The organism is Saccharopolyspora erythraea (assembly GCF_018141105.1).
GTDB classification, from domain to species: Bacteria; Actinomycetota; Actinomycetes; order Mycobacteriales; family Pseudonocardiaceae; genus Saccharopolyspora_D; species Saccharopolyspora_D erythraea_A.
Genome location: NZ_CP054839.1, coordinates 5,684,891 through 5,708,069 on the forward strand (window position 1 = coordinate 5,684,891; position 23,179 = coordinate 5,708,069).

Here is a 23,179-nt window from a genome sequence, read left to right on the forward strand (position 1 = left end):
CGCTTCCAGCCGCGCCAGCTCCACCGCAGGCTTGCCGAGCACATCCCAGTGCCCGGCGACCATCCGGAACACCCGAATCTCCGAGACCGCCTCAGCCACGATCGCGCCAGCCATGGCGATCGCCGAGTCGTCTCCCGGCATGAAATCGTCATCCCGCTGTTCGTGCTGGTCATAGCAGTCGCCATGGCGACCCGAAAGACCCGCGGGTCTTCGTCGCGTTGGCGTCCTTACCTGACAGGAGTGCCGAACCACCTGGGCAGCCTGCCGAGCAGATCCTGCTGATCTTCACCCGCCCAGGCCACATGGCCGTCCGGCCGCAGCAGCACCGCGGGCACGTCCAGCTCCTCACTGACGTCGACGACGTGGTCGACCCGATCCGCCCAGCCCTCCACCGAGAGCCGGCCGGTCTGGTCGAGCAGCAGACCGCGGCCGCCGTGCATCAGCGCGTAAAGGCGACCCCGCTTCAGGCCCACGTCCCGCATCCGCCTGCCGAGCAGTTCGTGGCCCTCGCCGAAGTCGTAGCGGACCCCGACCGCGGTGATCATCTCGGTCACGTACCAGTTCACCTCCTCGAAATCCATCAGCTTCGAGAGCAGCTCCCGCAGCGCGGCCGGACCCGGCTCGGTCCCCAGCAGCGTGATCTGCGCGCGGGTGTTGTCCAGCACGGCGGCGGCCACCGGGTGCCGTTCGGTGTGGTAGCTGTCCAGCAGCCCGTCCGGAGCCCAGCCGCCGACCGCGGCGGCCAGCTTCCAGCCGAGGTTGAACGCGTCCTGCACGCCGAGGTTGAGGCCCTGCCCGCCGGTCGGCGGGTGGATGTGCGCCGCGTCGCCGGCCAGCAGCACCCGGCCGACCCGGTAGCGCTCGGCCTGCCGGGTGGCGTCGCCGAACCGGGACAGCCAGCGCGGCGAGTGCACCCCGAAGTCGGTGCCCGCGAAGGCTCGCAACCGCGTCCTGAACTCCTCGAGGGTCGGCGCGGTCGCACGGTCCTCGGCCACACCGTCGGCGGGCGCGACGACGCGGTACAGCCCGTCCTCGACGGGCTGTACGGCGAACCGCAGCTGGGTCTTGCGGACCTCCTCGACGACGGCGGCGATCGTCGCCGGGTCCTCGGTCGCCTCCATCACACCCAGCAGCGTCTCGACCTTTGCGGGCTCGCCGGGAAAGCCGACGCCGAGCCGCTTGCGCACCGTGCTGCGGCCCCCGTCGCACCCGACGAGGTAGCGCGAGCGCAGCCGCGCGCCGTCGGCCAGCTCGACGGTCACCCCGTCCTCGTCCTGGCTCAGCCCGGCCACTTCGCAGCCGCGACGGATCTCGGCACCGAGTTCGAGGGCCCGCTCCTCGAGCAGCCGCTCGGTGACCGGCTGCGGGGTGGCGACGCCGTACGGGTGAGCCGTGTCCAGCCGGTCCGGCCACGGCTTCATGATGCCGCCGAACAGGCCACCGACCTGGAACTTCTCGCTGACCGCGAGGAACCGGTCCAGCAGGCCGCGCTGGTCCATCACCTCGACGCTGCGCGCGTGCAGGCCCTGTCCGCGGGACTCGCCAGTCGGCTCGGTCAGCCTCTCCAGCACGACCACGTGCACACCGTGCAGCCGCAACTCGCCGGCCAGCATCAAGCCGGTCGGTCCGCCGCCGGCCACGATCACGTCAATCATCAACACGCCCGTTCAACGAGATTGGATGCGGGCCAGCCGCACGTACTTCGCGAATCCCTGATTTCCGCAGGTCCTGGCTTCGGCCGCAGATTCTGCGGCATGCCCCGGGCCTTGCCGCAAGCCCAGGGGTGCGCTATAAGTTGAGAATGGGACGGAACGAGTGACGTTCCCGCTCGACATTCCCACCTGATGCCATCGCGCAACTTCCAGCGGAACAGCAGGACCGGAAGTCGCCAAGCACACTCGTTGGCGGAGCGGCGACTTTCCCGGCCCTGACGCGCCTGCGCTGGTCCACGACGACGGCGCCGATGTGCAGCCCGATCACCACACCCATCCCGATGCCGCGCCCCGTGCCCAACCCTTTTGTTCCTCGCGGACCCGTGGCGGAACATGTAGGGCTCCTCCCCTGCGGGCGTCGGCCGCCGCCAGGTTCGCGCTTAGTCCACTGTGTACATGTTGCGCGAGGCGGCCCGGTTGAACGCGGTCGTCGGCGTTTCCCACTCGGTCACGACAGCACGAACCGGCCGTTGACCCTCTTGATCGGGCGCTCCTATGCTGCTCGGCGGACGTGGCGGAAAGGTGGCGGGTGGGGTGGACGGGCTCCGGTACGTCGAACTCGAAACCGGCTTCGGGTGCTACGGGCCGCTCAGCGGGTTCACCGTCGCCGCGGACCGGCCGGACGGCGTGCCCGGCGGGCTGGGTACCGAGACCGTCCACGCGCGGCGGTGAGCGCGGCACCGATGCGGATCGTCCTCACCTGCCTGCCCTACTACTCCCACCTGGTGCCGGTCGTGGTCCCGGTTGCCCACGCGCTGCGCCGGGCCGGGCACACCGCCACCGTCGCGACCGCGCCTGCCATGGCCGCGGAACTCGCACGGCACGGTGTCGAGCACCTGCCGCTGCCGAACGTCCGCACCCTCGAAGAACTGCTCGCCGACCCCGCGTTCCTCACCGGCCCCGGCATGCCCGGCGCGGAAGGAGAAGGCGCTGAGGAGACCGCCCGTGCCCGCGAGGATCCCGGTCCGCTGACGAAGGCGTTCGCCGGGCCGATGGCCGGGACGTTCGCCCGGGACCTGATCGCAGCGGCGGCGGACTGGCGGCCCGACGTGATCGTGCGGGAGTGCAACGAGTTCGGTGGCTACCTCGCCGCGGAACGGCTCGGCCTGCCCCGCGCGGTGCTCGACATCGCACCGTACTCCTGCGCGCATCTGCCTTTTCTGCGCAACACGCTCAACAAGCAGCTGGACGAACTGGGACTGGCCCCCTCGGACGATCCGTGGGAGCCGAACGCCGGTCTGCTCGCCGCCGTCGTGCCCGCCGCGTGGTACCCGGAGCGGCTGCGGGTATCCTCGCTACGCTCCTATCGGCCGAATCCGGCTGCGCCACAAGGGTTTCCTGTTCACGCCGAACAGCCGATGGTGCTCGCCGGGCTCGGTACCGTCGCGCACACCGTCGTGCCGGAGGCCCCGCGGCTGCTCGCCGCGATGGTCGCCGCGCTCGGCGAACTGCCGTGCAACGGCGTGGTGTCCCTGGGACCGGCGTTGCAGACCTGGTCCGGACCGCGGCCGGCGAACGTCCGGCTGGTGTCCTTCGCCCCGCAGCGCGAGATTCTGGGCAGAGCCGCGCTTTTCCTCTCACACGGCGGTTTCGGCAGTGTCCACGAGGCCGTGCAGGCCGGGACGCCGATGGTGAACCTGCCGTTGTTCGCCGACCAGCCGGACAACGCACGCCGCGTCACCGAGCTTGGACTGGGTCTGCACGTCGACCCCGCCGCGGCGACACCGGAGGCACTGGCCGACGCGGCAGGCCGCGTGCTCGCCGACGGCGGATTCCGGCGGCGTGCCGCGGAACTGGCCAGGCAGTCGCGGGAGGCGCCCGGATTCGACGTGCTCGCGGCGGATCTCGCCGCACTGGCCTGAAAGTCGGCGCGAACGACTTCGCCGCCCCGGCAACCGGAGCGGGCCGGTCGCGCACGCGATGGTACGGAATTGCACGTCGGCTGTCGATCCACTGGCGAGAAATGCGCACGATAATTCCGCGCGCTCTGCCCGTGAAAACACGCACCGATTGTCGTCACTTCGCTTTGTCCGGAAGACGACTTTTGGCTTCTTGACTTTGGATCATGGCCGCAAGCACACTGGCTGTGAGTCTGATCCGGAAAATGTGGCGACAGGCGATGAGGAGCCTGCGCGCGGCACGGGAAAGGTCCTTCATTCGCGTGGCTCAGATCATTCATCAGCTGTCTTTGAACGAGAACACTTCCCCGCCATTGCCCGGTGTGCTGAAAGCGGCCCAGGACAGTCTGGGAAGCATGAACCTCACGCTCGACGCACTGGCCACCGGCCTCACCGGCGCGATCGCGCAACGGTTGGCGCTCCCGCCGGAACGGGTCGTCGCCGGCGCCGGTTCCGGCGCCCTGCTCCAGCAGTTCCTGTTCGCGCACGCCGGATCCGGCGCCTCGGTGGTGCACGCCTGGCCGTCGTTCGAGCTCTACCCGCTGCTGATCCGCAACGCGCGGGCCGAACCGGTCGCGGTGCCCTCGGCCGGCGACGGCCAGGACCTGGCCGCACTCGCCGCCGCCGTCACGCCGGAGACGAAGGTCGTGTTGCTGTGCAACCCGAACAACCCGACCGGAGAAGTACTCGGTGACGCGCAACTGACGGACTTCCTCGCCGCGCTGCCGCCGCACGTGCTGGTGCTGATCGACGAGGCGTACCGCGAGTTCGCCGACCCCGCGCGGATCGCCGACGGGCTCGGACTCGCGGCGGCCGACGACCGGGTCGCCGTCGTGCGCACGTTCTCCAAGTCCCACGGCCTGCTCGGTCTCCGCGTCGGCTACCTGGTGGCGGCCGAACCGGTCGCCGCGGCGCTGCGGCCGACGCTGCCGTTCTACCGCGTGCCGACCGTCGCGCAGGCCGCGGCGCTGGCCGCGCTCGAAGCCGGCGACGAGATGCGCGAGCGCTGCCGGGAGGTCGCCGCCGAGCGCGACCGGGTGCGGGCCGGGCTGCTCGAACTGGGCTGGGACGTCCCGCCCAGCGGCGGGAACTACCTGTGGCTGCGCCTCGGAGACCGCAACGAGTCATTCGTTCGACACCTCGCCGCCAACGGCGTCGCAGTGCGCGAGATCGCAGGCGCCGGAGTGCGGGTGAGCACCGGGACACCAGAGGCCAACGACGCGGTGCTGGGGCTGGCCAAGGAGTTCGCCGGATGACCGCCGACGCCCTGATCCACGAGGTCACCTCATCCCCCGTCGCGGCCGACATCCGGCGCGCGCTCAACGCGCGCTGGTCCGGCGGCGGTGAGCCGCTCGACGAGATCTCCCGCTATGCGCTGCTGTCCCCGGGCAAACTGCTGCGGCCGCTGATGCTGGTGGCCTCGGCCGAGGCCGTCGGCGGCGACCGGGAGGCGGTGATGCCCGCGGCGCTGGCCGTGGAGTACCTGCACGCGGCGACGCTGGTGCACGACGACATCATCGACGGCGACGACACGCGCCGCGGGCGGGCGTCGGTGCACGCGCGCTACGGGGTTGCCGACGCGATCATCACCGGGGACGCGTTGATCATCAGGCTGTTCGGTTCGCTCGCCGAATGCCCGGTGCCCGAGGCCGACGTGCTGTCCGCGGTGCGCATCCTCGCGCGGGCGGGCGAGGACCTGTGCCGCGGCCAGATGCAGGAGGCGCTGCTGGTGCCACCCGCGGCCGGCGCACCGGGCAGTGGCCTGGCGGCGTACCTCGGGATGGCCGCGCTGAAGACCGGCGCGCTGTTCCGCGGTGCGTGCCAGGCCGGTGCGGTGCTCGGCGGCGGCACGCCCGGTGAGGTCGCCGTCGTCGCGGAGTTCGCCGAGCACACCGGTCTCGCGTTCCAGATGTACGACGACCTGCTGCCGTTCCTCGGTGACCCCGCGGTCACCGGGAAACCGGACACCAGCGACGTGTCGAACCTCCGTCCGACCTTCCCGGTGCTGCTGGCGCACCGCGAGGGCGGGCCTGCCGAGCGGCGCCGGATCGAGCGGGTGCTGGCCGGCGGACTCGGGCCGGGTGCGGCGCTGGCCGCCATGCGCGAGGTCGTGGTGGCCACCGGCGCGCTGGACCTCGCGCTCGCGCACGCGCAGGAGGAGGTGCGGCTGGCCAGGTCCGGGCTCGGTGCGCTGCGGTCCGCCGAGGCCGCCGGTCTGCTCGGCGCGGTGGCCGAGCTGGCCGTGCGGAGGGACCGCTGACCGCGGCGCCGCCGATCGCGGCGCTGGGCCGCCGGATCGGCCGGTCGGTCCTCGCGCACGTGCAGACCTGGCGGCCCTACACGTCGTGCTATCCGGCGCTGCTCGGGCTCGCCGGCTGCGCGGTGGGCGGAGGTGCGGGCCGGCCGGACGCGCTGGTCGTCGCGGCGCTGGCACCGGCGCTGGGCTGGCTGTCGGGGCACTACCTCGGCGACTACTTCGACCGCTGCCTCGACGCGATCGGCAAACCGCACCGGCCGATCCCGTCGGGACGGCTGTCCACCGAGGCCGCGCTGTACGGCGGCCTGGCGTGCGCGGCCCTCTCGGCCGGGCTGGTGGTGTGGGCGAACTGGCGGATCGTGCCGCTGTTCGCCGTGGCGATGGCCGGAATCGTGGGCTACAGCAAGGTGTTCAAGAGACGCGGCATCGCGGGCAACATCACGCGCGGCTCGCTCACCGCGCTCACGCTCGTGATCGGTGCGATGGTGGCCGCGCCGCTGCCGCCGTGGCCGCTGCTGCCGGTGGCGGTGGGTTTCCTCCTGCACGACACCGCGTCGAACCTGGTGGGCACCGTCCGCGACGTCGACGGCGACCGCGCGGGCGGATACCGCTCGGTGGCGGTCCAGCGCGGGGCCCGGCACGCCGTGCGGCTCGCCCTGCGCCTCTATGCCGGTGGCGTCGCGCTGGTCGCGCTCGGCACGGCATGGGCCACGGCCGATCCGGTCGCGCAGCTCGCGCTCACCACCGTCGCCGCCACCACCGGGGTCATCGCGTTCGCGCCGCTGGTGCGCGCGGGCGACGTCGTGGGTGCGCGGGCGGCCTTGCGCGCGCACGAGCTGCTGGTGGCCGAACGCCTCGTGCTCGCCGCCGCGGTCTTCGCAGGGGCCGCGGGCGGCCGCTTCGCGGTCGCGCTCGTGCTGCCGGTCCTGCTGTTCTCGCTGCTCACCCAGGCGCTGATGCGCGCACGCCACGAGTTCCCGCCCGCCGCGGTGGCGGCCGGGGGAAAGGACTGGGGATGACCTTCCTACGCGCCGACCGGATCACCGAGGCGATCGACGAGGGCGCCGAGGCGCTGTTCGCCGCGCAGCGCGAGGACGGGGTGTTCGACTACGGCGGCGCGAGCCTGACCTCGACGCTCGGCACGGTCGGCGCGGTGTGCGCGCTGCACTTCGCCGACCCCGGAGGGTCGGCGGACCTGATCGGGGCAGGCGTCGGCTGGCTCAAGCGCACCCAGGGAGCCGACGGGGGCTGGGCGATGGTGCCCGGCGAGGCGTCCGAGGCCGGGCCGACGGCCGTGGCCTCGGCCGTGCTGCACCTGGTGGACCCGCGCGGCAACGCCGCCGCGGTCGAGGCAGGCCAGGAGTGGATGCGCGGATTCGGTGGCCTGGAAGCGATCCCGCACCCGGAGGTCGTCGCGTGGTGCCGCCAGTTCTACGGGTTCGCGGGCTGGCTCGACCCGCGCGGGATGCGGCGGTTCCCGCTCGAGCTCGCGTTGCTGCCCGGGCTGTACCGGAAGCTGTTCGACCTGCGCGCCCCGATGGTCTCCGCGCTCGGGCTGGCCCAGACGCGGCACAAGCCGCTGACCCGCCTCCAGCGCACGTTGTCGGAACTCGCGGAGCCGAACGCCCTCGCGGTCATCCGGCAGGTCTACGAGCACGAGGGCAGCACGGGTGGCTGGTGCGAGGACGCCTGGGTGACCGGACTGGTCTGCGCCGGGCTCGCGCGCGCCGGCCTGGGTGATGACATGGTCGACGGCGCCGTCGGCTGGTTCCGCCGGATGGCCGCACCCGACGGCTCGTGGTCGAGCGGGCCGCTGGACCTGACGTGGTCGATGTACGCCACCGCCGGCCTGGTCGAAGCGGGCTACGCGCGGGACCCCCGGCTGGTCCCGGTCAAGGAGCTTTTCCTGCGCCTGCAACAGGACCGGCCGTTCACCGCGTTCGGCTGCCCGCCCGGTTTCTGGGGCTGGTCGGGCTCACGGGGCTGGCCCGCGACGCTGGAGACCGGCGAGATCCTGTCCGCGCTGAGCCACCTGCCCGGCGCGGACCAGGCCGATGCGGTGCGCCGCGGCGTCACGTGGCTGACGCTGCAACAGGACACCCGCGGCTCGTGGGGCCTGTGCGTGCGCAACACCAGGGTGGCCAACAGCGGGCCGTGCCCGCACATGACCGCGCAGGCCGTCGACGGGCTGCTGGACTCGGGCGTGCCCACCGAAGACCGCCGCGTGCGCCGGGCGCTGCGCTGGCTGGGCAAGGCGCAGCGACCGGACGGGAGCTTCGAGTCGGTCTGGTACCGCATGCACACCGCGGGCACCTCGGCCGTGCTCCAGACGCTGGCCAAGGCCGGTGCGGCCGACGGCGAACCGGCAGGTCGCGCGCGGGCGTGGCTGGAACGCACGCGGCTGGCCGACGGCTCGTGGGGCACCGGCGACGGTGCGCCCGGGACGGTCGAGGAGACCGGCTGGGCGGTGTCGGCGCTGCTGGCCGCCGGAGCGGAGCCGCAAGCCGTGCGGTCCGGTGTGGACTGGTTGCTGGAGCACCGGCTGCCCACCGGCGGCTGGCCGGCGGCCAACGTCAACGAGTACGTGCGGCACGTCTCCCGGTACCCGAACCCCGCGCTGGCGCACGGTCTCGCGCTCCGGGCCCTCGCCCGCTACCGGAAGGCGGTGGCGCGATGACCTACGACGTCGTGGTGTGCGGCGCCGGCGTCGCCGGGCTGGCGGCCGCGTGCGCACTGGGACGACTGGGCAGGCGCGTGCTGCTGCTGGACAAGCAGGAGCGGGTCCGGCCGGTCGCCAAGGGCGAGGTCTTCCAGCCGGGAGCGCTGGCGATCCTGCACGAGTGGGGCGTCGCGCCGCGGCTGGAGGCGGCCGGGGCGCTGCGGCTGGAGAAGCTGGTCGCACGCGACGCCGGCGGCGGCGCGCGGATGGTTCTCGACTACGCGCGCCTGCCCGCGCGGAACAACTGGCTGCTCGCCCACGACTACCCGGTGATCCTCGAGGCGCTGGCGAAGTCCCTGCCCGACACCGTCGAGCTCCGACGGGGGGAACTGGTGACGGGCCTGGTTTCCGCCGGCGGCCGGGTCACCGGCGTCCGGCTGGCCGACGACGTCGTCGAGGCGGCGCTCGTGGTCGCCGCCGACGGCATGTCGTCCCGCCTGCGCCGCGAGGCCGGCATCGAGGTCCGCCGCGACGAGTACCCGCACCGGCTGGTCGCGCTGGAGCTGCACGACGCACCGGAGGTCGACCCGGACTTCTCCGCCTACGTCACCCCGAGCGGGCTGCGGCTGCGCTACCCGTTGCCGGACGGCCGGATCCGGCTCTACGCGCAGGCCGGCGCGAACGAGTTGCGCGGGCTGGACGCCGACGGCCTGGACCGCTGGGTCGGCGACCTGGTCCGGGAGACTCCCGCGCTCGCACCGCTGGAGGCGTCGATACGCGCGAACCTCACCGGAAGGCAGGTGCTACCGGTGTCCCGGTTCCTCGCGCCGACGCTCTCCGCACCGGGCCTGGCGCTGGCCGGCGAGAGCGGGCACGCCGTGCACCCGATGGCCGCGCAGGGCATGAACAGCGCCATCGCCGACGCCCACGAGCTCGCCACCGTGCTGCGGCAGGGCGGTTCGCTCGCCCCGGCCGCCGTCGACCACGCGCTGGCGCGGTATTCGGCCGCGCGCCGGGAGAACCTGGCCCACATCGGCCGGACGAGCCACAACGCGGCGAGGATGATCACGGACCTGTCGCGGGTGGGCCGGTTCGCCGGCCGCCGGGCGCTGCGCGGCACCGGCGGCAACGACCGCATCCGCTACACGGTGATGCACACGATGTCCGGGCTCGGCGTGCACCCGCTGACGCCGCTGGACCGGCTGCACCAGCTCGGGGTGCTGCCGGACCCGCGGGCCCGGCGGCTCCCGTCCTGGGCGTGAGCGTGGTGTCAGCCCGCGCACTCCACCACGACCAACCCGCCCGGAAGGCGGTGCGTGGCGTGCACCGGCAGACCGGCGGCCGCGGCCAGCCCGTGAAAGCCGGTGACGGTGCGCTCGCGGCCGCCCAGCAGCGTGAGCGACTGGAGGTCGAACGAGGAGTTGTTCTTCGCGTGCTCCTCGCCCGCGAGCACTTCGACGATCAGGACCCGCCCCTGCGGCCCGGCGGCCTCGCCGCAGCGGCGCAGGATCTTCGCGGCGTCCTCGTCGTTCCAGTCGGTCAGAACCCGCGAGACCAGCAGCACGTCGTAGCCGGTGGGCAGCGGGTCGAAGAAGCTGCCGCCGACGAACTCCGCGCGTCCGGAGAGCCCCGCGTCGGCCAACGCCTGCTCGGCCTCCGGACGCACCGGCGGCAGGTCCAGCACGGCGCCGGTCAGGTGCGAGTGCTTGAGCAGCACGTCCGCGAGCAGCGCCCCGGTCCCGCCGCCGACGTCGAGCACCCGCCGGGCCCCGGACCAGTCGTACTCCGCGGCCACGGCCGGGCCGGTCTGCCAGGCGTGCGCGGCCATGATCGCGCCGAAGAACAGCCGCAGCCGCTCGTCGCGCTGGTAGTCGGCCCAGAAGTCGACGCCGTGCACCCGGCCGTAGGCGGATTCGCCGGTGCGCACCGAATGCAGCATCCCGGTGTAGGCGAGGTCCATCTTCGCGCCCGGACCGTCGATCTCGAGCCAGCCGCGCTGCCAGCGCTGGTCCTCGCCGAGCAGCTCGCGCGAGAGCGAGGTGAGCCCGTAGGTCCCCGGCGCGGTTTCGTCGAACAGGCCGACGGCGACCAGGTGCCGCAGCAGCCGCGCCAGCGAGTCCTCGTCGCATTCGCTCGCCGCGGCCAGCTCCGCCAGGCCGGTGGTGCCCGCCTCGACCAGCTCGGGCAGCCGCAGGGCGACCGCGGTGCGGATCGCGAACGGGGTTGCCAGGTCCACGAGACGGGCGAGCTCAGCGGCGGCGTCGTGCGGCATGGGCGTCCTTTCGACGAGGGAGTCCGGGGACCGCCGGAAAAAGGTCCGGCACGGCCAGCGTGTCAGTCGCGAACAATTCCCGTCAACCATTTCCGGAGCATTCCGGCCGGTTGACGAAAGGCCATTTCGCGCTGCCTGAAAACGTCCGAGAAAGGCGGAAAAACAATGAACGAGAACCGTTTCGACGTGCGCCCGGTGTCCGGGGCGCTGGGCGCGGAAGTGCGCGGCGTGCCGCTCGACGCGCTGACCGACTCCGATTTCACCGCAGTGCGGGAACTGCTGCTGGAACACCTCGTGCTGTTCCTCCCCGACGCTGCCGGGCTCGAACCGGAGGCGCACAAGGCGTTCGGCCGCCGTTTCGGCGAGCTGGAGGTGCACCCGTTCCTGCCGAAGCTGCCCGGCCACGACGAGCTGGTGGTGCTGGACTCCGAGCAGGGGGCGCGTGCCGACGTCTGGCACACCGACGTCACGTTCAGCCCCTCCCCGCCGATCGCGTCGGTGCTGCAGCTCGTGGAGTGCCCGCCGTCAGGCGGCGACACGATGTGGAGCAACCAGTACCTGGCCTACGAGGCACTGTCGGCGCCAGTGCGCGAACTGCTCGACGGGCTCACCGCCGTGCACGTCTTCGAGCACCCGAACGGCTCGTTCCGCAGCGAGGCCGAGCATCCCGTGGTGCGCGCGCACCCGGAAACCGGCCGCCGCTCGCTGTACGTCAACCGCATGTTCACCCGCCGCATCCCGCAGCTGACCTCCGGGGAGAGCGACGCGTTGCTACGCCAGTTGTTCGAGGTTTCCGAGAGCCCGCAACGGGTGTGCCGCTACCGCTGGGTCCCCGGCGCGATCGCCGTCTGGGACAACCGGGTCACCCAGCACTACGCGGTCAACGACTACACGGGCCGCCGCGTCGGCCGCCGCGTCACCGTGCTCGGCGACAAGCCCGTCGGTGAACCGCCCCGCTGGCCCCACCACGAGGCGGGTGAGCTGAGCGCGTCCACCAGCCGGTGACCTCGGCCCGGTGTGCCGATCCGGTGGTCGGCACACCGGGCCGGCCGCCGGCGCCCGGTCACTCCGCGTCCAGCCTCGAGCGGTCGGCGACCCAGGTGGCGATCTGGGCGCGCGAGGTGAACCCGAGCTTGACCAGGATGTGCTCGATGTGGCTCTCGGCGGTGCGCGAGGCGATCATGAGCTTGGCCGCGATCTCCTTGTTGCTCATGCCCTGGGCGACGAGCTCGGCGACCTCCCGTTCACGCCGGGTCAGCCGCGGCGCGTCGCCGGCGCCCGACCGCTCGTCGGGTCGCGGCTCCTCCTGCGCGGCGAGGTGCAGCGCGTCTTCGAGGGTGAGGGACGCGCCCTCGTCGAGCAACGCCTGGTAGCCCCGCTCGCCCAGAGTGCTTCGGAGTCGTCGCACGCATTCGTCGTAGTCGTCGGCGAGGTGGGTGTACGCGCGCAGCGACACGCCGAGCGAGCGGCTCAGCGATCGCAGGATGCCGAAGAGCCGGGCCGCGTGTTCGCCGCGGCCGTCGGTCTCGGCGACGAGCGCAAGGATCTCGAGGTTCAGCACGATGCCCAGGCGGTCGTCGAGCTCGTGGTTGAGCCCGAGGCTCTCCCGCTCCAGCACCTCCGCCCGCCGGATGTCGCCCTGCCGCCACACCTCGATGCCGAGCGCGGTCAGCGCGTAGGCCTTGTGCCACACGTCGCCCGCCGCGTCGCAGACCGCGAGGCACTCCTCGGCGAGGGCGATGGCTCGCGCGGAGTCACCCTGGTGGGAGTAGGCCATCGCCGACCTGATCAGGGTCGAGGCGACCCCGTGCGGGTTGTCCGCGGTGCGATGCCTGTCGAGGGCCTCCTGGTACAGGTCCAGGGCTGCCTGGGAATCGTGGTCGAAGCTCGCCGCCATGCCGGAGAACAGGGCGGTGTAGGCCAGCGCCTCCGCGGCGCCGAGTCGCGTCGCCAGGGCGCGGGCCTCGGCCAGCATCGACCCCGCGGCGCTGAAATCGGACTGGATGAGTGCCAGCCAGCCGTTGACCCACAGCGCGTCGGCGCGGGTCGTGGACGGTGCGGAGGCGAGGGCGAGGAAGTCGTCCAGCCAGCCCCGGCCCTCGTCGAGGTAGAAGCTGCTGAGCCAGTGGTAGAGCAGGTCCGCGGCCATGCGCAACCCGTCGGACGCCGCGGCGGGATCCGACGCGCAGTCCTCGAGCGCGACCCGCAGGTCGGCGTGGTCCAGCCGCAGCCGGGCGAACCAGTCGACCTGGTGCGGCCCGAACCGCTCCGACCAGGTGCGGGTGGCGATGCGCTGGTAGTGCTGCCGGTGGTGCAGCCGCACGAGCTGCTCCTCCCCGGTGCCGGCCAGCCGCTCGCGGCCGAACTGGCGGATCGTCTCGATCTGCCGGTACCGCGAGACGCTCCCGTGTTGCTCGCGATGCAGGATGGACTTGTCGATCAGCCCGGTGACCAGGTCCACGACGCTCCCGGGCGCGATGCCGTCGCCCTGGCACACCGCCTCGGCCGCCTCCAGGTCGAAGTTGCCCGCGAACACCGACGAGCGCATCCAGAGCAGCCGCTCGGGCTCGGTGCACAGCTGGAAGCTCCAGTCGATCAGCGCCCGCAGGGTCCGGTGCCGGGGCTCCGCGCCCGCCGTCCCGCCGCTGAGCAGCCGGTACGGGTCGTCGAGCCGCTCCAGGATCTGTTCCGGCGAGAGCGCCCGCACGCGGGCGGCGGCGAGCTCGATCGCCAGCGGCAGGCCGTCGAGCCTGCGGCAGATGTCCTCCACCACCGCGCGGTTGCCGCTGTCGGTCCTGAATTCGGCCTGGACCGATTGGGCGCGCCTGACGAACAGCTCGAGACCTTCGGACTGCTCCTGGCCCGGCCCGCCGGACTCCGCGGGCAGCGACAGCGGCGGGACCACCATGAGCACTTCGGCGGGGATGTTCAGCCGCTCCCGGCTCGTCGCCAGCACGCGCAGCTCCGGCGCCTGCTTGAGCAGCGCGTCGGCCACGCTGCCGCACTCGTCCGACATCGTCTCGCAGTTGTCCAGCACGAGCAGGGCGCGCCGGTCGGCGAAGTGCTCGCAGAGCACGAGAAGGGGGTCCCGACGGGAGTGCTCCCGGATCTCGACGGCTTCGGCGACGGCCCGCGACAGCAGACGCGGCCCGGAGAGCCTGGTGAGGTCGACCCACCACACCCCGTCCGGGAACGCCTTGCCGACGCTGCCCGCCAGTTGGAGCGCCAGCCGGGTCTTGCCCACGCCACCGACACCGGTGAGGGTCAGCAGGCGCGAGCGCGCCAGCAGCGATCTCGCATCGGCCAGCTCCCGTCGTCTCCCGACGAAGCTGGTCAGATCAAGGGGAAGGTTCCCGACCGTCGGCGGCGACACCACTGGTACCTGGTTTGCGGCTGTTGACCTGGTCGCCCCGGCCCTGCTGCCTGGGGTCGCTCTGGCGGAGCGTATACCTCCCGACTTCCTCCGCGCCACCACGCGGGCCCGGACCGGCTCCGCGACCTGGGGCCGCAGCCGCTCGCCGAGGTCAGGCCCGCGGGCCCGGGCGGTCGTACAGTTGGGCGGTGGACCCATCGCCGCGCGGGAGGTCCGGAGGTCTTCCTTCCGACGTCACCAGCTTCGTGGGGCGTCGGCGGGAGATGGCCGAGGTCAGGGCCATGCTGTCGTCGTCACGGCTGACGACGCTGACCGGGGTGGGCGGAGTGGGCAAGTCCCGGCTCGCGTTGCGCGTGGCCAGGGGCGCGCAGCGGGGTTTCCGCGACGGGGCGTGGCTGGTCGAGCTGGCCCGGCTCCAGGCTCCCTCCGTGCTCGGCGCCGCGGTCGCCGCGTCGCTGGGGCTGCGCGAGCTGTCCACGCGCGACGCCGAAACCGTGCTTGCCGACTACCTGGCAGACAAGCAGCTTCTGCTGCTCCTGGACAACTGCGAGCACGTGGTCGACGAGTGCGCGCGGCTGGTGACCGCTCTGCTGGCGGTGTCTCCCGGCCTGCGCATCCTCGCCACCAGCCGGGAGCCGCTCGGCGCGGCCGGCGAACACGTCTGGCAGGTGCCCCCGCTGTCGGTGCTGGACGCCGAGGACGCCCACGAGCGATCCGCACCGGGCGACGTCCGCTACGAGGCGCTGTCGCTGTTCGAACTGCGGACGGCCGCGGTGCTCCCCGGATTCGCGGTCGATTCCGACAACCTGGCGACGGCGGCCCGGCTGTGCCAGCGGCTGGAAGGACTGCCGCTGGCGATCGAGCTGGCCGCCGTGCGGATGCGTGCACTGTCCATGGAGCAGATCCTCTCGCGCCTGGACGACCGCTTCCGCCTGCTGACCGGAGGCAGCCGCATCGATCCTCCGCACCACCGGACGCTGCGCGCGACCTTCGACTGGAGCTTCGACCTGTGCTCCAGGCAGGAGCAGGCGCTGTGGCGGCGGATGTCGGTGTTCGCCGGGGGCTTCAGCCTCGAGGCCGCCGAAGCGGTCTGCGCGGACGAGCACCTGCCGCCGCACGAGATCCTCGGCTGCGTGGCGGGACTGGTGGACCAGTCCTTGCTGGCGCGCGAGGAAACCGGCTCCGCGGTCCGCTACCGCCTGCTCGAAACGGTGCGCCAGTACGGACACCAGCGGCTGCGCGAATCCGACGGCGAGGCCGCGCTCCGGCTGCGGCACCGCGACTACTACCTGCGCCTGGCGGAGAGGGTCGAGGCCGACTGGTTCGGTCCCCGCCAGCTCGAATGGCTGGAGATCCTGCACGCCGAGCATCCGAACATCCAGGCGGCGCTGGAGTTCTGCCTCGCCGAGCCCGGTGGTGCGCGAACCGCGCAGCGCCTCGCGGGCGCGTTGTGGTTCTACTGGATCGCGCACGGCCTGCTCACCGAGGGGCGGCACTGGCTGGACAAGGCGTTGGCCCTCGACGCGGAGCCCGGTCCCGAGCGGGTCAAGGCGTTGTGGGTCAACGGCTACATCGCCACCAGGCAGGGCGACAACAACGCGGCCCTGGCCATGCTGGAGGAGTGCCAGGACCTCGCCCAGCTCCTCGGCGACGACGCCGCGCTCGTGCGCGGGCTCCAGATGACCGGCCTGGCCGAGCTGATGCACGGCGACCACGCCCGCGGGGTCAAGCTGCTGGAGGAAGCGCTGGTCCACCACCGGGCCGCGGGCGAACCCAACGCCAACCTCGCCCTCACGATGTTCTACCTGGCCCTGGCCGTGTGCACGCGCGGCGACCTGGACCGCGCCGTGGCGCTGTGCCAGGAGTGCAGGCAGATGTGCGAGTCCTGCGGCGAGCGCTGGAGCCTGTCGCGCACCCTCTGGATACTCGGCCTCGCCCAGTGGGCGCGGGGCGAGCCGCGACCGGCCGACGACAACGTGCGCGAGTCGCTGAAGATCGAACGGGTCCTCCACGACCCGATCAGCGTCGCCCTGTGCGTGGAGGTCCTGGGCTGGATCGCGGCGGCCGGGGGCAAGCCGAGACGGGCCGCGACGCTGTTCGGGGTCAGCCGCAGGCTCTTCGAACCGCTCAGCGAGTTCCTCTTCGGGTTCGCCTACTACCTCGACTGGCACGACCAGGCCGAGGCCCGGGCGCGGCAGGCCCTCGGCGACGCCGGATTCGACGACGCCTTCCGGTACGGGCGCGGACTCGATCTCCCCGCGGCGACGGCCTACGCCCTGGAGGAGAAGCCCAAGGCAGGCCGCGGCGGTGGGGCCGGGTCCAGCTCACCGCTGACGCGGCGCGAGCGGGAGATCGCCGAGCTGGTCACCCAGGGCCTGTCCAACAAGGAGATCGCCTCCCGGCTGGTCATCGCCAAGCGCACCGTCGACGCCCACGTGGAGCACATCTTCACCAAGCTCGGACTCAACTCCCGGAACCAGGTCGCGGCTTGGATGGCGAAGCAGAGCGCCCACCAGCAGAACGCCCGCGACGGCCGAAGTGGGTGAGCCGGAGATGACCAGCGCAGGGGGTTCGCGGCGGCACGTGGGGAACCTGCCGGAAGAGGACAGCAGCTTCGTGGGGCGCCGCGACGAGGTGGCCCTGGGCAAGCGGACGCTGTCGCAGGCGAGGTTGCTGACCGTCACCGGACCTCCGGGGGTCGGCAAGTCGCGCGTGGGCCTGCGCGTGGCCGCGCAGGTGCGGCGGAAGTTCCCCGACGGGGTGTGGCTGGTGGGCCTGGCCGGGCTGGAGGACCCCGCACTCCTGCCGCACACCGTGCTGGAGACCCTCGGCGTCGGCGACTACTCCCTGCGGCGGCCGATCGACTCGCTGGCGGAGTACCTGGAGTCCCGGCGTCTGCTGCTGGTGCTCGACAACTGCGAGCACCTGGTGCAGGAGTGCGCCACGCTGGTGACCGCCCTGCTCAAGACCGCCCCCCGGCTGCGGATCCTGATCACCAGCCGCCATCTCCTGGGCGCCGAAGGCGAGCACGTGGTGACCGTGCCCCCGCTGCCGGTGCCCGACGACGACAGCCCGCTGCCCCTGGAGGCGGTGCTGGCCAGCGCCTCGGTGGAGCTGTTCACCGCGCGCGCCAAGGTCCTGGTCCCCGGCTTCACCGTCGACGCCTCGAACTGCGGCGCGGTCGCCGCCATCTGCCGCAGGCTGGAGGGACTGCCGCTCGCCCTGGAGCTGGCGGCGAAGTGGCTCCGGACGATGTCGGTCGAGCAGATCCTCACCGGCCTGCGGAACTGGCCCGAGCAGGAGGAGATACCGGACCAGGGGGCCCGGGTGGCGCGGTACCACGAGACGTTGCGGGCGAGCTTCGACTGGAGCTTCGAGCTGTGCTCCCCCACCGAGCGGACGTTGTGGGCGCGGGCTTCGGTGTTCGCGGCGGACTTCGACCTCGAGTCCGCCGAAGCGGTGTGCTCCGACGACGCGGTGCCGCGGGAGGCAGTGCTCGAACTGGTGGTCTCGCTCCTGGACAAGTCGGTCCTGAGCCGGAGGGACCGGGCCGGGTGGACGCGCTACCGGCTGCTCGACCCGACCCGCCAGTACGGTGCGCAGCGGCTTGCGAAGTCCGGCGACAGCGACCGCCTGCGCCGCCGCCACCGGGACCACTACCGGTGGCTGGCCGAGCGGGCGGAAGCGAGGTGGTTCGGTCCGCAGCAGGAGGACTGGCACGAGCGCATGCGCTCCGAGCACGCCGACCTGCGGGCGGCGCTGGAGTTCTGCCTCACCACGCCCGGTGAGGAGCGCGAGGGGCTGAGGCTGGCCGGGGCGCTGTGGTTCTGCTGGGTGGGCGGCGGCTGGGTCGCCGAGGGGCGCCACTGGCTGGACCACCTGCTCGCGCTCGCGACGGAACCGTGCGCGGAAAGGGCCAAGGCGTTGTGGGCCAACGCCTGGATCACGACCCTGCAGGGCGATGTCGGCAGTGCGCTGCCGATGCTCGACGAGGCCCGCGACCTCGCACGCCGGACGGGAGAGACCTCCGAGCTCACCTCCGCCCTGTGCGTGTCCGGCTACGCCGAGCACATGCGCGGCAACCAGCACATCGCGGTGGAGTACCTGGAACAGGCCCTGGAGCAGGAGAAGACCCTCGGCGTGCCCAGCGCGGTGACCGCGGTGAGCCGTCCCATCCTGGCCAGCACCGTGCTGCTGCTCGGCGACACCGAGCGGGCGCGCGCCCTCTGCGAGGAATGCCTGGCGTTGCGACCCCCGTACAAGGTTCCCTGGTCGCGTTCCTGGGCGCTGTGGGTGCTGGGCGTCGCCGCCTGGACCGACGGCGACACCCGGCGGGCCGGCTCCTACGCCCGGGAATGCCTGCGGATCAAACAACATCTCAACGACCTGGTCGGCGTGGCCCTGTCCGTCGAGTTGCTCGCCTGGGCCGCGACGGAGCACGACGCCGACCGCACCGCCCGGCTGCTGGGCGCCAGCCACACCCTGTGGAGCGAGATCGGCACGCCGTTGTTCGGGTTCGCGCCGTACGTGACCCGGCACCACGTCAGCGAGGAACAAGCGCGCAAGACCCTCGGCCCGCGGGCTTTCGAGGACGCTTTCGAAGACGGCAGGAAGCTCACCGTGCCCGAGGTGACGTCCTACGCCCTCCAACAGAGCGAGGAAGCGTGACCTTGGCGCACCTTCGGTGAGCCGGCGCGACGGCTCACCAGGCGTCGCAGCTCGACCGTGTCCGTGGATTGAGGACCATTTGCCGTACTGCGGGCGCATCGCGGTTGCTAGCGTCGGGCCCGAGTCCGCTGAGGACGTCCGGCGATCGGCAAACACCGCCGCACCAAGGTGAAACGAGTTCGCGGAACACGTGGTGCCAGGGGTGGTTCACCGTGATCGAGCTCATCGGCATCGCCGCGACCAGGTTCCACCGGGGGCCTGGCCATCGTCCCGCGCAGCGCCCACGAGCGCCCGGCGGCCCGGCCTCCTCCTCGCTGAAGTGCTTTCGCACGAACGGGATCGAACGCGGACCGAGGAAAAAGCCGTCCCCACACCGGCGCGGCCGGTGCGAGCGATGAACGGAGGGGACCATGCGCTACAGACCTATTGAGAGAGATCCGGACGACCAGCGGCTGGGGCGGTTCATCCCGGACGACTGGCACCACGTCGAAAGCTACCCGCTGACCGCGCGGACCCGGCCCGTGCACGTGCCGGTGGTGATCGGCGTCAACTGGTACGCCGAGTTCGACGAGCCGGAACCCGACCGCCGTGGTGTCGAGTTCGTGGCCCGGGGCGGACCGGCGTCACTCACCGCGATCCGGGGCGGCCACGCGGTTTGCCTGGAACCCGGCGGAGAACCCGACCAGGACGAGTGGTGGGAGTTCTACGACCAGGGCAGCGAGGGCGCCTGCGTCGGGTTCGCCTGGTCGCGGTGCATGAGCATCCTCAACAAGGAGATCTACACCGCCAGGTGGCTGTGGGACCGGGCCAAGGAGCGCGACCAGTGGGCCGAGACCAACCCGGGCGACGACAACGGCACGTCCTGCCGCGCCGCGGCCGAGGTCCTGGCATCGGCCGGCCACGTCGACTGGGACGACTCCTTCGCCGGTCACAACCACACGCGGCGCAGCGGCTACGTCCCCGACGCCGGCGACGGCATCAAGGTGTTCCGCTGGGCGCGTTCGGTGGACGAGGTGCATTCGGTGCTCGGCAACGCGCGCGCGGACGAGCTCGGCGCCGTGCCGTTCCTGAACTCGTGGGGCACCGGCTACCCGCACCGCGTGTGGATGCCGGACGAGGTCTTCGACCGGCTGATCCGAGAGGACGGCGAAATCGCCGTACCCACCGACCACTAATGATCTTTCGGTATTTGGGTGATCTTGGTTCATAGGCGGAGGCCGGTGTGTTCGAGGAAGGAGTAGCACAGTTGGTAGCTGTTGCCGATGCGTTCCAGTCCGGTCTCCGCAGCGGCATGAGCTTCATCGATGACGTTGGGGCAGAGGTTGGCCAGTTCGGTGGCTTTGAGGTTGCCCCAGACCTGTTCGACCGGGTTGAGGTCGGGTGCGTATCCGGGAAGTCGTTCGACGACAAGCCAATGCCGCTGTGTGGCCAGCCAGGCTTTCATGGCTTTGGACCGGTGGGCGGGCAGCCCGTCCCAGATCAGCGTGACCGGCTCTCCGTCGAGGTGGGTGTGCAGGTCGGTGAGGAACTCGATCAGGGAGGTGGTGTTGTAGCTGTCCTCCTTGATCTGAAACACAAACACCGCTGCACTGCGATCCTGTCGGTAGGCCAGCGCGCCGGACATCGACATGCGCTTCCAGGAGAACCGGTGCCGCAGCACCGGGGTCTGGCCTCGTGGCGCCCAGGTGGCCCTCACCGCGGGCAGCAGAGAGAAACCGCTTTCGTCTTGGAAGCAGATCCAGGCTCCTCGGCGCCGGGCCCCCTTTTTATCCGCGGCCACTCGGCCTTGACCCATTCCTCGATCGCCTCGTCATCGCGCTCGGCGGCTTTGCGCGCCGGACGCTGGCGACTCCAGCCCAACCGCTCGCGCAGGATCGTCCAGGTCTGCGTGAGCGAATACCGGACACCGGTGAGGCGTTCAATCACCTCAGCCACCCGGGCCAACGTCCACATCTCAGTAGAAAACCCGTTGGCACGTGGGCCTCTGAGCAACTCCGCCTCCACCTCGGCCAGCTGTTCATCGGACAGCCTGGGCACCCGCCCGGCACGACCGGCACCGGCCAGCCCTTCACGACCACCGGCCGACCACGCCCGGTACCACTTCGACACGGTCTGCGCCGACACCCCCAACGTCGAAGCCACATCGACCTGCCGCTCGCCGCGATCGAACATCTCCGCCGCTCGCATCCGCCGCTGGCGCAACGCCTCGAAATCCCGTCTAGCAGCAACAGGTTTGCTCTCACGGGCCTGCTTGCCCGTCGATCGTGAAGACTTCGGCACACCACGATCATCTCACCGCACAACACAAACCACGCACAGCGACTCGCCCTATTACCGAAAGATCATTAGGTTCTGCATCACCACAGGAATGGAACCTGCCCGCCCCCACGCGCGGTCGGCGCATGGGGGCGGGCAGGAGCTACCGGAGTCGAACGGGCGGAACACCCGTCAGCGCACGAGTTCCTTCGTGATCCGCTCGAGCATGAACTTCGAGGAGTCGACGGCGCGTTCCTCCCACGCGAACACGCACGCGGTCGCGATGCCGTCGAAGTTCATCTCCCGCAGCGTCCCGAAGAACACGTCCCAGTCCACCTCGCCCTGCCCGATGTCGAGGTGCTGGTGGATGCGCGCGGGAGTTCCGGGCGGGTTGAGGATGTAGCGCAGCCCGGACGATCCCTTGTGGTTGAAGCTGTCGGCGATGTGCACGTGCTGGAGCTTGTCCCCGGCGTAGCGCAGCATGGCGGGAATGTCGGCGCCCGTGTCGTCGCCGGACAGGTGGAACGTGTGCGGGGCGCAGTACAGGTAGTTCACCCACGGCTTGTTGATCGCCCGCACCAGGTCCACCGCCGGGGTGTTGACCTCGCAGAAGTCATCGGGGTGCGCCTCGAGGTTCAGCGCGATGCCCTCGCGCTCGAAGACCGGGAGCAGCTCCTCCATCGAGCGCCAGAACGCCGCCTCGCTCTCGGCCGGACGCTCCGGCCTGCCGTTGAACTCCGAGTTCATCTGCCGGCAGCCCAGCTCGGCGGTCACCTCGATCATCCGCCGCCAGTACCGGACCGCGGCCTGGCGCTCGGTCTCGTCGGGACCGGACCACCGGTACAGCGGCAGCACGCTCGCCACCTGCACGCCGGTCTCCCGCAACGCGCTCTTGAACTCCGCGACCCGGTCGTCGTCGGCGCGCGGGTGCAGGAAGAACGGCATGAACTCGTCCCGCGGGGACAGTTCGATGTACTCGTAGCCGATGTCGGCCACCGTGCGCACCATCTCCCGGATCGGGAGCTTGCGCAGCATGAAGGGGTCGAGGGCGATCTTCACTGGTTGGTTCCTCCGTACAGGCCGGGACGGTCTTTCAGTGCGACGGGTACGACCTGCCCGCTGTGCAGCGCCTCCACGGTGGCGCCGCAGATCGCGGTGGCCGCGTACCCGTCCCACGCGGATGGCCCACTGGCGGCGCCGTGCGCCACCGAGTCGACCCAGCTCTGCATCTCCGCGTCGAACGCGTCGGCGAAGCGCTGCTTCCAGTCCTGCGTGATCGCCGTCCGCACCGATGCCGCCGACCGGAGACCCGTCCGCGCGGGGTCGGGCAGGCGGATCGTCCCGCTCTCACCCACCACCTCGCACTGGATGTCGTAGCCGTACTGGCAGTTGACGAACACCTCGACGTCGATCCGCGCGCCGGACTCGGTCTCGAACAACATGATCTGCGGGTCCTGCAGGTGTTCGAACCGCTTGCTGGTGCGCCGCGGCCTGATCACCTGCGCCGAGACGATCTCGTCGTCGAGCAGCCAGCGCAGCGTGTCGATCTCGTGCACCGCGGTGTCCTGCGCCGCCATCGCCGAATGGTAGGCCTCGGGCACGGTCGGGTTGCGGTGCACGCAGTGCGCCATCAGCGGGATGCCGATGTCGCCCGCGTCGACGAGCTCCTTCATCTCCCGGTACCCGGCGTCGTAGCGGCGCATGAAACCCACCTGCACCAGGCGCTCGCCGCGGGCGCGTTCGGCCTCCACGATGCGAAGGCAGTCCTCGACCTCGGTGGCCAGGGGCTTCTCGCAGAAAACCGGTTTGCCCGCCTCGATCGCGGCCAGCACGTGCTCGGCGTGCGTCGGCCCCCACGAGGTGACCAGCACGGCGTCCACGTCGGCCGACCCGGTCACGTCGGCGCCGGACGGCATCGTCCTCGCCCCGACTCCACCCGCCACGCTCGCGGCGCGGTCACCGTCGATGTCGGTGACGGCGACGACCTCTGCTCCGGTGACCGCTCGGGTCAGCCGGCGGATGTGGTCCTGGCCGATCATGCCGGTCCCGATCACTCCCACGCGCACGGACATCTTCCTTCTCCT

At 71.7% G+C, this 23,179-nt stretch carries 18 protein-coding genes; 11 read left to right on the forward strand and 7 right to left on the reverse strand.

Features of this window, described 5'->3' with window-relative positions:
• Positions 1 to 227: 227 nt before the first annotated feature.
• On the reverse strand, positions 228 to 1,655 hold the full coding sequence (gene rox / locus HUO13_RS25400) for a rifampin monooxygenase (protein ID WP_211897565.1): 1,428 nt from the start codon (positions 1,653 to 1,655) through the stop codon (positions 228 to 230).
• Between the two features lie 591 nt (positions 1,656 to 2,246).
• Here rox and HUO13_RS25405 point away from each other — a divergent pair.
• The 7 genes from HUO13_RS25405 to HUO13_RS25435 all read left to right on the forward strand — a co-directional run bounded on the left by HUO13_RS25405 (position 2,247) and on the right by HUO13_RS25435 (position 9,788).
• Positions 2,247 to 2,384, forward strand: a complete 138-nt coding sequence (locus tag HUO13_RS25405; RefSeq protein WP_211897566.1) for a hypothetical protein — start codon at positions 2,247 to 2,249, stop codon at positions 2,382 to 2,384.
• Entirely contained in the window at positions 2,381 to 3,574 is a 1,194-nt protein-coding gene (locus HUO13_RS25410) for a glycosyltransferase (RefSeq protein ID WP_249124037.1), read from the forward strand. The genes HUO13_RS25405 and HUO13_RS25410 overlap by 4 nt, the downstream gene beginning before the upstream one ends.
• Before the next feature lie 257 nt (positions 3,575 to 3,831).
• Positions 3,832 to 4,866: an aminotransferase class I/II-fold pyridoxal phosphate-dependent enzyme gene (locus tag HUO13_RS25415; protein ID WP_249124038.1), complete on the forward strand. Its 1,035-nt coding sequence runs from the start codon at positions 3,832 to 3,834 to the stop codon at positions 4,864 to 4,866.
• Positions 4,863 to 5,870 (forward strand): polyprenyl synthetase family protein, encoded by a 1,008-nt coding sequence (locus HUO13_RS25420; protein ID WP_211897568.1) that lies wholly within the window; start codon positions 4,863 to 4,865, stop codon positions 5,868 to 5,870. Before HUO13_RS25415 ends, HUO13_RS25420 begins: the two co-directional genes overlap by 4 nt.
• A 59-nt stretch (positions 5,871 to 5,929) precedes the next feature.
• A complete protein-coding gene (locus HUO13_RS25425; RefSeq protein ID WP_211897569.1) occupies positions 5,930 to 6,886 on the forward strand; it encodes a UbiA family prenyltransferase in 957 nt (318 codons plus the stop codon).
• Positions 6,883 to 8,544, forward strand: coding sequence for a prenyltransferase/squalene oxidase repeat-containing protein (locus HUO13_RS25430; protein ID WP_211897570.1), 1,662 nt, complete (start codon positions 6,883 to 6,885; stop codon positions 8,542 to 8,544). The genes HUO13_RS25425 and HUO13_RS25430 overlap by 4 nt, the downstream gene beginning before the upstream one ends.
• Positions 8,541 to 9,788: an FAD-dependent oxidoreductase gene (locus HUO13_RS25435; RefSeq protein WP_211897571.1), complete on the forward strand. Its 1,248-nt coding sequence runs from the start codon at positions 8,541 to 8,543 to the stop codon at positions 9,786 to 9,788. Before HUO13_RS25430 ends, HUO13_RS25435 begins: the two co-directional genes overlap by 4 nt.
• An 8-nt stretch (positions 9,789 to 9,796) precedes the next feature.
• Here HUO13_RS25435 and HUO13_RS25440 read toward each other — a convergent pair whose 3' ends face one another.
• Positions 9,797 to 10,798, reverse strand: a complete 1,002-nt coding sequence (locus HUO13_RS25440; protein ID WP_211897572.1) for a methyltransferase — start codon at positions 10,796 to 10,798, stop codon at positions 9,797 to 9,799.
• Between the two features lie 165 nt (positions 10,799 to 10,963).
• On the opposite strand from HUO13_RS25440, the gene HUO13_RS25445 reads away from it, so the two are divergent.
• On the forward strand, positions 10,964 to 11,803 hold the full coding sequence (locus HUO13_RS25445; protein WP_211897573.1) for a TauD/TfdA dioxygenase family protein: 840 nt from the start codon (positions 10,964 to 10,966) through the stop codon (positions 11,801 to 11,803).
• Between the two features lie 58 nt (positions 11,804 to 11,861).
• On the opposite strand, the gene HUO13_RS25450 is transcribed toward HUO13_RS25445, so the two are convergent.
• Complete coding sequence (locus tag HUO13_RS25450; RefSeq protein ID WP_249124039.1) at positions 11,862 to 14,171, reverse strand: ATP-binding protein; 2,310 nt, start codon at positions 14,169 to 14,171, stop codon at positions 11,862 to 11,864.
• 188 nt (positions 14,172 to 14,359) lie between these two features.
• Between HUO13_RS25450 and HUO13_RS25455 the strand changes: the two genes are divergently transcribed.
• From HUO13_RS25455 to HUO13_RS25465, 3 genes are all read left to right on the forward strand, one after another.
• Positions 14,360 to 16,717: an ATP-binding protein gene (locus HUO13_RS25455; RefSeq protein ID WP_349253337.1), complete on the forward strand. Its 2,358-nt coding sequence runs from the start codon at positions 14,360 to 14,362 to the stop codon at positions 16,715 to 16,717.
• A 7-nt stretch (positions 16,718 to 16,724) separates the two neighbouring features.
• Positions 16,725 to 18,839 (forward strand): ATP-binding protein, encoded by a 2,115-nt coding sequence (locus HUO13_RS25460; protein ID WP_249124040.1) that lies wholly within the window; start codon positions 16,725 to 16,727, stop codon positions 18,837 to 18,839.
• Positions 18,840 to 19,249: 410 nt separating this feature from the next.
• Positions 19,250 to 20,014 carry a hypothetical protein gene (locus HUO13_RS25465; protein WP_211897575.1) on the forward strand — a complete coding sequence of 255 codons (765 nt, stop codon included), beginning with the start codon at positions 19,250 to 19,252 and terminating at the stop codon, positions 20,012 to 20,014.
• A 29-nt stretch (positions 20,015 to 20,043) separates the two neighbouring features.
• Here HUO13_RS25465 and HUO13_RS25470 read toward each other — a convergent pair whose 3' ends face one another.
• From HUO13_RS25470 to HUO13_RS25485, 4 genes are all read right to left on the reverse strand, one after another.
• Positions 20,044 to 20,634 (reverse strand): IS630 family transposase, encoded by a 591-nt coding sequence (locus HUO13_RS25470; RefSeq protein ID WP_211897576.1) that lies wholly within the window; start codon positions 20,632 to 20,634, stop codon positions 20,044 to 20,046.
• Positions 20,532 to 21,119 (reverse strand): winged helix-turn-helix domain-containing protein, encoded by a 588-nt coding sequence (locus tag HUO13_RS25475; RefSeq protein WP_249124041.1) that lies wholly within the window; start codon positions 21,117 to 21,119, stop codon positions 20,532 to 20,534. Before HUO13_RS25475 ends, HUO13_RS25470 begins: the two co-directional genes overlap by 103 nt.
• Before the next feature lie 168 nt (positions 21,120 to 21,287).
• Positions 21,288 to 22,154, reverse strand: a complete 867-nt coding sequence (locus HUO13_RS25480; RefSeq protein WP_211897577.1) for a sugar phosphate isomerase/epimerase family protein — start codon at positions 22,152 to 22,154, stop codon at positions 21,288 to 21,290.
• A complete protein-coding gene (locus HUO13_RS25485; RefSeq protein ID WP_211897578.1) occupies positions 22,151 to 23,167 on the reverse strand; it encodes a Gfo/Idh/MocA family oxidoreductase in 1,017 nt (338 codons plus the stop codon). Before HUO13_RS25485 ends, HUO13_RS25480 begins: the two co-directional genes overlap by 4 nt.
• Positions 23,168 to 23,179 lie beyond the last annotated feature (12 nt).

Coding starts and splice junctions, on each gene's coding strand:
- HUO13_RS25460 (WP_249124040.1), top strand. CDS start 16,725: ATGACCAGCGCAGGGGGTTCGCGGCGGCACGTGGGGAACCTGCCGGAA.
- HUO13_RS25415 (WP_249124038.1), top strand. CDS start 3,832: ATGAGGAGCCTGCGCGCGGCACGGGAAAGGTCCTTCATTCGCGTGGCT.
- HUO13_RS25430 (WP_211897570.1), top strand. CDS start 6,883: ATGACCTTCCTACGCGCCGACCGGATCACCGAGGCGATCGACGAGGGC.
- HUO13_RS25465 (WP_211897575.1), top strand. CDS start 19,250: ATGCGCTACAGACCTATTGAGAGAGATCCGGACGACCAGCGGCTGGGG.
- rox (WP_211897565.1), bottom strand. CDS start 1,655: ATGATTGACGTGATCGTGGCCGGCGGCGGACCGACCGGCTTGATGCTG.
- HUO13_RS25445 (WP_211897573.1), top strand. CDS start 10,964: ATGAACGAGAACCGTTTCGACGTGCGCCCGGTGTCCGGGGCGCTGGGC.
- HUO13_RS25440 (WP_211897572.1), bottom strand. CDS start 10,798: ATGCCGCACGACGCCGCCGCTGAGCTCGCCCGTCTCGTGGACCTGGCA.
- HUO13_RS25470 (WP_211897576.1), bottom strand. CDS start 20,634: ATGGGTCAAGGCCGAGTGGCCGCGGATAAAAAGGGGGCCCGGCGCCGA.
- HUO13_RS25435 (WP_211897571.1), top strand. CDS start 8,541: ATGACCTACGACGTCGTGGTGTGCGGCGCCGGCGTCGCCGGGCTGGCG.
- HUO13_RS25485 (WP_211897578.1), bottom strand. CDS start 23,167: ATGTCCGTGCGCGTGGGAGTGATCGGGACCGGCATGATCGGCCAGGAC.
- HUO13_RS25420 (WP_211897568.1), top strand. CDS start 4,863: ATGACCGCCGACGCCCTGATCCACGAGGTCACCTCATCCCCCGTCGCG.